Origin of the sequence: Fibrobacter sp. UWOV1, assembly GCF_900142495.1 — a bacterium.
Lineage (GTDB): Bacteria > Fibrobacterota > Fibrobacteria > Fibrobacterales > Fibrobacteraceae > Fibrobacter.
In genome coordinates this window covers 1-6181 of sequence record NZ_FRBA01000019.1, presented here as the reverse complement: position 1 = coordinate 6181, position 6181 = coordinate 1, and the positions used below count along the sequence as shown (strand labels likewise).

At 56.4% G+C, this 6181-nt stretch carries 4 protein-coding genes; all 4 read left to right on the top strand.

All coding sequences use genetic code 11. The annotated features are described in order from the left end of the window. The first annotated feature begins 14 nt into the window (after positions 1 to 14). The 4 genes from BUC02_RS14920 (at position 15) to BUC02_RS14905 (ending at position 6176) form a co-directional block, all read left to right on the top strand. Positions 15 to 2174: a hypothetical protein gene (locus tag BUC02_RS14920; RefSeq protein WP_073323887.1), complete on the top strand. Its 2160-nt coding sequence runs from the start codon at positions 15 to 17 to the stop codon at positions 2172 to 2174. Beyond that, the gene (locus tag BUC02_RS14915) at positions 2174 to 4117 is read left to right on the top strand and encodes a preprotein translocase subunit SecA (RefSeq protein ID WP_073323885.1); all 1944 of its coding nucleotides are present in this window, start codon (positions 2174 to 2176) and stop codon (positions 4115 to 4117) included. The genes BUC02_RS14920 and BUC02_RS14915 overlap by 1 nt, the downstream gene beginning before the upstream one ends. Positions 4118 to 4354: 237 nt before the next feature. After that, a complete protein-coding gene (locus BUC02_RS16370) occupies positions 4355 to 5128 on the top strand; it encodes a DUF6261 family protein (protein ID WP_073323883.1) in 774 nt (257 codons plus the stop codon). 253 nt (positions 5129 to 5381) lie between these two features. Next, positions 5382 to 6176, top strand: coding sequence for a V-type ATP synthase subunit I (locus BUC02_RS14905; RefSeq protein WP_254794240.1), 795 nt, complete (start codon positions 5382 to 5384; stop codon positions 6174 to 6176). Positions 6177 to 6181 lie beyond the last annotated feature (5 nt).

Here is a 6181-nt window from a genome sequence, read left to right as displayed (position 1 = left end):
GGCACGGGGAAACTATGCCTCTCGATAAACAACGCAAGATTTTCCACGAATCGTGGTACCGCCTTGCGGGGAGCCGTATAGCTCTCCGTTCGAGCGTCCGCATTCACCGCCAGATATATCGGGGCGTGTTGTGGTATGTGCTCTACGAGCCGTTCACGAACCAGTATTTCCGCCTGCCGCAGGGGGCCTATTCCTTTGTTTCTCGACTTTCTGTGAGTAGGACCGTGGGCGAGATTTGGAACAGCATGCTGGAAAGCGGCGAGGGCGACATCCCGGGCCAGGGCGAAGTCATCGAGATGCTCGCGCAGCTTTACCAGGCGAACATGCTGCTTTATGACGGCGTGGAAGATGGCACGAAACTTTTCGATCGCGACAAGAAAAAGACCCGCAAGAAGGTCAAGTCCACCTTGCTGAACATCTTTTTCTTGCGAATACCGGTATTCGACCCCGACCCGCTCCTGAACCGTTTACGGTGGCTGATCCGCATCCTGCTCAGTACGCCGATGATGCTGGTGTGGCTTGCGACGGTCATTGTCGCCGTCAAGTACGGTGTCGAGAACTTCGACGCACTCAAGGACCAGAGCGCGGGGTTCCTGGCTCCGTCGAACATTGGCTGGGTGTACGTGTGCACCGTGTTCGTGAAGCTGTTCCACGAGTTCGGGCATGCGAGCGTCGTCAAGAAATATGGCGGCGAGGTCCACACGCTGGGCGTGATGTTCATGCTCCTTGCGCCCCTGCCGTATGTGGATGCCACGGCGAGCTGGTCTTTCCGCAAGAAGCGGCACCGCGCCTTTGTGGGGGCCGCGGGAATGCTCTTCGAGTTCTTTATTGCCTCGGTGGCGCTCATACTCTGGGCGAACCTGGGCGGCGGCACGGCCCGTGCGCTCTGCTACAACGTGTTCATCATCTGCTCGGTCTCTACGGTGCTGTTCAACGTGAACCCGCTCATGCGCTTTGACGGCTACTACATATTGACCGACCTGCTGGACATGCCGAACCTGCAACAGCATTCCGTACGGCACCTGCAGTACCTTCTGGAACGATATGCCTTCCGTAAGCGCGACGCGGAACCGGTCGCCTTCAGGGCGAGCGAGAAGCTGATATACACGGTTTACGGGATATCCAGCGCTGTCTACAGGTTTTTCCTCTTTGCGGGGTTTATCGTCGCCATATCGGCGCATTACCTGATACTTTCGTTTGTCATGGGCGTGCTGCTTTGCCTTACCATGGTGGTTATTCCGGTAGGCAAATTTTTCAGGTATGTTTTCTGGGGGCCGGGGCTTTCGCAAGTCCGCAACCGTGCGGCAGTCTTGACGGTAGCCTTTTTTGCCCTGCTGTTTGCGGCGCTGTTCTACTTGCCCGTTCCCGATACGTTTACGGCCCCGGGCGTACTGGAAGCCCGCCATTACGAGAACACCATAGCGAACGAGGGCGGCTTTGCCACCAGGCTATACCGCGAAAGCTACAGTGCGGTAAGGAAGGGCGACACGCTGGTGCTCCTGGAGAATCTGGAAATCAAGTATGCCGCCGAGGCCAAGCGCTCCGAAATACAGGAAGCGCGACAGATGTATTACCGTGCACTGAACGAGGCCCCCGAGGACATGCACCCGCTCGAAAAGCGGCTTTCGGTATTGAAGCAGGAACTCGAAGAACTCGAAAAGAGCGAGAGCGAACTTGCACTTGTCGCGGGGATGGACGGAATCTGGAGTGCGCCCGGCATCGAGGACTATCTGGGGCGCTGGGTAGGCAAGGGCGATTCGCTTGGCATCTTGCTGGATACGACCGCGTTCGATTTTTTGGCAGTGGTAAACCAGGAAGATGGCGCAAGGTTGTTTACGGACAAGCCCGTTCGCGCGTCGGTGCGCTTGCACGGCGATGTATTTAAGGAATTGAAGGTTGTCTCTGCCATGGCTATCCCCAGTGCGCAAGATCGCTTGCCCTCGAATGCGCTGGGTTGGCTCGGGGGTGGGGAAGTCGAGACGAAGAGCGACGGGTATTCGGAACAGACGGCGGAACCCGTTTACCTTGTAAGGGCCGAGATGCCCGATTCGATGGATGTTCGCCGCCTGCACGGAAGGACGGGCAAGATTCGTATTCAGCTTGGCTATGCTCCCTTGGCCGTCCAGGGGATACGCAAGGTACGGCAGGCGTTGCAAAAATACTACAAGATGTGATGGACTTGACTGGCGACTACAGGCTTACTTCGTTGAAACGCGTGGAGAAGATTCCCGTGGGTATCGACGCCTTTGTTTTCAGGCTGGTCGGCCGTTTCAAGAGCCGCCGTTCCGTTATCTGGCATATTCTGCGGACCGCACGGAAAATAGACAGCCTTGGCCGTAGCCTTTCGGAAAAGTCTGACGCCGAGCTGAAAGGGCGGATAGAAGGGCTTGCCGCCCTGCTCAAGCGTCCTGTCAATGACTCGACCCTTTGCGAGTCATTCGCGTTGATGCAGGAGGCCGCTTTCCGGACGATGGGGTATAGGCCCTATGTGGAGCAGATTGCGGGAGCCCTTTGCCTTTATCGTGGCTATATCGCCGAGATGTCCACCGGCGAGGGCAAGACGATTACCGCCGCCATGTGTGCAGCGGTGCGCGGCTTGTCGGGTATGCCGTGCCATGTGATAACCGCCAATGATTACCTGGCAAGCCGCGACGCGCAGATAATGAAGCCGCTGTTTGACTATTGTGGCCTTACTGTGGGAGCCGTGACCGGTGCGATGAAGCCGGAAGAACGGAGGGCGGGCTATGCCGCCGCGATTACCTACTCTACGGCGAAGGAAGTGCTGGCCGACTTCTTGCGGGACCGTATCGCCATGGGGAAGATGCAGAACTTTTCGAAGCGGCTTCTGGACCGTTTTAGCTTGCAGGGCGGGGAGTTCGGCAGGGGAGTGGTGCAGCGGGGGCTATGCACCGCCATTGTCGATGAGGCTGATAACGTGTTGATTGACGAGGCCGTGACGCCGCTGATTATTTCTAGGGAAAACAAGAACGAGGGCTTTAACGAAAGCTGCAGGCAGGCCTACGAACTTTCGGGAAAGTTGCAGGAAGGAATCGACTTCCTTGTCGATGGCAAGCTGCGCACAATCCATTTCTTGACGGACATGGACGAATGGCTCGAAGGCCCCGCGTCGAGCGGCTTTTCAAAGGCGGCGTTCCTGAAGGACCTGATTCGGCAGGCCCTGACGGCGCGGTACCTTTTTGTAGCCGGTCGCCAGTATGTCGTGGAAGAGGGTAAGGTCGTAATCGTGGACGAGTCCACGGGCCGCAAGATGCCCATGCGTTCGTGGAACGGCGGGCTTCACCAGATGATAGAACTGAAGGAAGGGCTGGAACTTTCGGGGCTCAAGGAAACTGAGGCCCGAATGAGTTTCCAGCGATTCTTTAGGCTCTACAAGAATTTCTCGGGTATGACGGGGACCGGTAAGGAGGCCCTCGGTGAATTCTGGACTATTTACGGGTCCCCGGTCCTCTGCGTCCCGAACCATCGCCGCTGTCTTCGCAAGATTTCCATGCTCAGGATTTTCTCTACAAAGGAAAGCAAGCGTGTCGCCATAGTCCGTGAAGTGATGAATGTCCATGCGACGGGCCGCCCCGTGCTTATTGGGACGAAGGATATAGACGAAAGCGAAACGCTGGCCGAAATGATTACGGCTCTCGGGCTTGAATGCCGCGTTATAAATGCCGTGCGTAGCGACGACGAGGCCGCGATTATCGAACGTGCCGGACGCCTGGGCGCGATAACGGTCGCTACAAACATGGCCGGGCGCGGCACGGATATCAAGATACCGGACAAGGTAAAAAAACTTGGCGGACTGCACGTGATTGCCACGGAATGTAACCCGTCGTCCAGAATCGACCGGCAGTTGTTCGGGCGCGCCGCAAGGCAGGGCGACCCCGGCAGCGCAAGCCACTACGCAAGTTTCGAGGATGATGTGCTGCGCCGGAACCTGCCGGGACCGCTGTGGACCCTTATGCGGCATCTCGGACGGCTCTCTGCGCTCGCCGTGAGGTGGGCGCAGTATTCGGCGGGCAGAAAAGCGATGAAAAGTCGCCTTTCGGTGCAGCGGACAGACACCTGGCTGGAAGATTCTCTCGGCTTCAGTGGGAACGGCGTGTAGGACTGTGTAGAATCTACACATCGCCGTGACACAACTTTTACAAAAAATAATGCAACCCAGACAAAGTTTTTAGTTAGTTTGTACTCAATTACACTTTGTCCTTAATTTTTGTTTTTTCGTCGGAAACGGGCATTTTGGGTGATACGCTTTTGAAATTTTGGCGGTATCTTTGAAGACAAGGGAACGCAAGAGTTCCTGAGACAAAAACCGACAACCTTCAAGAACGAGGATAGAATCATGATGAAGATTCACGCTCTCAACTACAGAACACTCCGCAACGAAGAATTCCTGGGACTCCACAAGTACTTCGTTGAGCAGACTGCAAGCATCACCAGCGAAGAGATTCGCAAGTCCATCGAAGCCTACCGCACCTCTGTAACCGAATACGCTAACCTCATTGAAGTGTCTGTCGACGAATCTGCCGCAAGGGCCGTCAGCCGCCTTGATTCCGAACGCAATGCCGCCTACTCCTCTTGCAGGAACTTTGCGAAGAGCCTCAAGTCGCTTGCCGACAGCGGCGTGGTTGCCACGGGAGAACGTCTCCGCAAGATCTTTGCCGAGAACGCCGACCCCACGAGGCTGAATCAGGACCAGTCCACGGGTACTTTCACGAACCTCATCAATACCCTCAAGGAAATTGGTGATGACAAGTTGAGCGCCTGCGGATTCAAGCCCTGGCTCGAAAACCTCGAAAGCAAGCACAACGAATACCTGACGGCGGTGCAGAACCGCAACAAGGAAATCGCTTCGAAGGTGGCCGACGCCAACAAGGTGTATCGCGAACGCTGCCTCGAAGGATTCGGAATCGTGACGACGCTTGCTATCGGCAAGGCCACCCTCGACAAGGACGAAGGCTGCATCCAGTTCATCAACGCCGTGAACAGCCACATCGACCAGAAGAAGGTGCACCTGAAACTTCGCAAGGGAAAAGGGAAGAATACGACAGAGTCTCCCGAGACGACCGTGGTAGATTTCCCCACCGAAACGAAGGAAGAGGAAAATGCCGCATAGCTGTAAACGACATAACTTGAATAACATTGCTCCTGCCTGATAAAAAATCAGGCAGGAGTTTTTTGTTTTACATGGCGTGGCCGATTAGGCCGTGCCCTGTGTTGCGAGGGGGAGCGGGGGGGACCCCCGCAGCGTTAGGGATAGTGACCCCTTGGGGACAAGACCCGCGCAGCGGGGCTTGGTTCTGGGAGGTGAGCGGCAAGCGTAAGCGAAGCCGATTGCCCCCAGAATATAGCCCGACCCACACGGTAGTGTGGGGAACGCCCAAATAAAGAAGACGTATTACCTGGACATCACCAACTACGGCTGGTTGCCTGAACCGCTGAAGAACGCGATGCTCTGGATCCGCACCAGTGCCCCGACTGACCCTGCGAAGTTCGAAGCCTACAAGGCCTTCGCCCAGTCGATTACGCTGCTGCCCGAAAGCTTTGTGCCGAAGGCGGCGGGTGCCTCCCAGATGCAGCATATCCAGCTGTTCTGCTTCAGCATCGCCGTGGTCCACCTGAGTATCGCTCACGTGTGGAACGTCTGCGTGCGCATCAAGCGCAAGGACTCCACGTTCATGGCGCAGGTGGGCTGGCTTATCGGCTGCTGGGTGATGTTCTTCCTGGCCTGCCAGATGGTGCTCGGTATCGACATGCCGAAGTTCGTTATCCCGATGTTCATCGTGGAAGCCGTTCTCCTGGTGCTCTTTACTGTGCCGCCGAAGCGCCTCAAACAGGACTTCATCAGCATCCCGATGCTCGTGCTCGACGTGGTGAACAGCTTTACCGACGTGATCAGCTATATCCGTCTGTTCGCTGTGGGCATGTCCGGTGCGGCCATTGCCGAAGCGTTCAACGACATGCTTTCGCCGCTGTTCGGCTCTGCTGTCGGTATCGCCGGTGCAGCCTTCTTGCTGCTCTTCGTGCATGGCCTGAACATCGCGCTTGCGGTTATGGGCGTCGCGGTCCACGCGGTACGTCTGAATACACTCGAATTTTCAAATGGACTTGGCCAGGAATGGAGCGGATTCGCCTTCGCCCCCTTCGCCAAGCAGAAAAATTAAACCAA

What these genes read in the sequence shown, in the direction of transcription:
- BUC02_RS14920 (WP_073323887.1), top strand. Translation starts at nt 15, where the DNA reads ATGCCTCTCGATAAACAACGCAAGATTTTCCACGAATCGTGGTACCGC.
- BUC02_RS14915 (WP_073323885.1), top strand. Translation starts at nt 2,174, where the DNA reads ATGGACTTGACTGGCGACTACAGGCTTACTTCGTTGAAACGCGTGGAG.
- BUC02_RS16370 (WP_073323883.1), top strand. Translation starts at nt 4,355, where the DNA reads ATGATGAAGATTCACGCTCTCAACTACAGAACACTCCGCAACGAAGAA.